The organism is Roseomonas rosulenta (assembly GCF_016106005.1).
GTDB classification, from domain to species: Bacteria; Pseudomonadota; Alphaproteobacteria; order Acetobacterales; family Acetobacteraceae; genus Neoroseomonas; species Neoroseomonas rosulenta.
On sequence record NZ_JACADR010000430.1, the window covers coordinates 1 to 2,526 of the forward strand.

The 2,526-nt window shown below is 73.8% G+C and carries 1 protein-coding gene; it reads left to right on the top strand.

The genetic code is table 11. The annotated features are described in order from the left end of the window. Positions 1-2,443: SLBB domain-containing protein (locus HW578_RS25385; protein ID WP_198373492.1), on the top strand; the 2,443-nt coding region annotated here is incomplete at its 5' end. Between the last annotated feature and the right edge of the window lie 83 nt (positions 2,444-2,526).

Consider the following 2,526-nt stretch of genomic DNA (forward strand, 5'->3'; position numbering starts at 1 on the left):
GGTTCAGGCCTTCCAGGCGCAGCCCTTGCCGCCGACCGCCGCGCCGGAGGACCCGCTCTCCGCCGCCGAGGCCTTCTTCGCCGGGCGGCTCGACGGCCCGCCGCTGCGCCAGTTCGGTTACGACACCTTCCGCGCCGGCCCCGCCCCCACCCAGGGCTTCGGCGCCCTGCCCGAGGACTACGTGCTCGGCCCCGACGACGAGCTGGTCGTCGCCTTCCGCGGCCGCGCCCGCCAGACGCTGACGCTGCGCATCGGGCGCGACGGGATGCTGCTGCTGCCGGACCTCGCCCCCATCCCGGCGGCGGGGCGCAGCCTCAAGGACCTGCGCACGCATCTCGAGGGCCTCGCCACGCGCGACCTGGCGGGGTCGGAGGTGTTCGTGTCGATCGGCCAGGTCCGGCAGATGAACGTCTTCGTCGCGGGCGAGGTACTGCGCCCGGGCTTCCAGGGGCTGAACGCATTGTCGTCGGTGCTGGATGCGCTCTCGGCCGCCGGCGGCGTGCGCAAGACCGGGTCGCTGCGCGCCATCCGCATCGAGGGCCCACGCGGGCGCCGCGTGGTGGACCTCTACGCCGTGATCGCCGACGCACCCGGCGAGGCCGACCTGTCGCTGCGCGAGGGCGAGCGCATCATCGTGCCCCCGGTCGGCGGCACCGTCGCCATCGCGGGCGATGTCGCGCGCCCGGCCATCTACGAACTGCCCGCCCGCGCCACCGGCGCGCCGCTGGCCGAGATGCTGACGCTGGCCGGCGGCACCATGCGCCCCGGCGGCAACCGGCTGCTCGGCCAGCAGGGCGACGGGGCCGGGCGGCGATCCTTTGCCGAGCTCTCGCCGCAATCCATCGTGCGCCGCGGCGATGCGGTGCTGGTGCAGCCGGGCGCCGACGTGGTGGCGAACACTGTGCGCCTCGGTGGGCATGTCGCGATTCCCGTCACGCGCGCCGCCACCGGTGGGCGGCAGGGGCAGACGCTGCGCGGGCTGATCAGCGACCGGCGCCTGCTGCGCAACGATCCCTATGTGCGGATGGGTGCGGTGTGGCGCGCCGATGCGCGGACCGGCGCGCGCAGCTTCGTCGCCTTCGACCTCGGCCGCGTGCTGGAGGGCCAGGCCAACCTGTCCCTGCGCGAGGGCGACGAGGTCATCATCCTCGGCCGCGGCGACATTGCCTGGCTGACCTCGCCGGTGGTGCAGCGCGCGCTGCGCGGCGAGGCGCCGGCCAATACGCCGCAGGCGCAAGGCGCGCCGCCCTTCGACTGTCCGGCGCTCACACCTCTAGCCCTCGCCTCGCGCGCATCGCCGCAGCGCTTCGCGCACATCAAGGGCGCGGGCTTCCCCGAGATCGGCGCGCCCACCTGCCCGCAGGTGATGGTGGACTACCCGGACCTGGCAGCCTTCCTGCTGGACCAGACCGTGGTGCTGACCGGCGAGGTGCGCACGCCGGGCCTGCTGCCGATCGTGGACAATACCGGGCTCGACCAGGCGATCGCCTCCGCCGGCGGGCTGTCCGACGCCGCCGACCTGCGCGTGGTGGAATTCGCGCGCGAACCTGCCGACCAGTCGGGCGCGATCCCGCTGGCGCGCACGCGGCTCGACCTCACCAGCCGCAACTTCGCCGCCGTGCGGCTCTCGCCCCGTGACACCGTGCGCATCCCGCGCGCCTTCGGCGATCGCGACACCGGCCCGGTCATCCTGGTCGGCGAATTCCTCCGCCCGGGCACCTACGACATCCGTCGCGGCGAGCGCCTGTCGGAAGTCATCGCGCGCGCCGGGGGGCTGACGCCGCAGGCCTACCCGTATGGCGCCGTCTTTACCCGCGAATCCGTCCGCCAGCGCCAGCAGGAAGGCTTCCAGCGCACCGCGCGTGAGCTGGAAACCAGCCTCATCCAGGTCGCGGCAGGCCAGGCCGTGGCCGGCACGCGCGGCGCGCAGACAGACCTCGGCTCCGCCATCAATGCCGGGCGCGAACTCGCGAACTCGCTGCGCGAAGCGCGCGCCGCCGGGCGCATGGTCGTGGAATCGAACCCCGTCATCCTCGCCGCCCGACCCGAACTCGACGTGCTGCTGGAACCCGGCGACATCATCGCCATGCCCAAGCGACCCAACGAGGTCACCGTCGTGGGCACGGTGCTGAACCCAGGCTCCCTGCAGTTCCGCACCGGATGGCGCGCCTCCGACTACGTGCGCGCCTCGGGAGGCACGCAACGCTTCGCCGACCCCTCCCGTGCCTTCATCGTGCTGCCCAATGGGCAATCCACCGCCGCCGGCCTGTCAGCCTGGCAACAAGGCGGCCCGCCCGTGCCACCCGGCAGCCTCGTCGTCGTCCCCCAAGATCCCTCGCCCTACGAAACCTGGGGCTTCGTGCGCGACCTGACCCAGGTGCTCGGCCAGATCTCGGTCTCGGCCGCAGCCCTGGCCGTGATCGCGCGCGAGGCGCAGCGCTGAGATGGTCAGGGCGAACCGGGAGGGCTCTGCCCTCCCGGACCCTCCCGCCGGGGGCATACGTGCCCCCGGACCCGCGATGAATG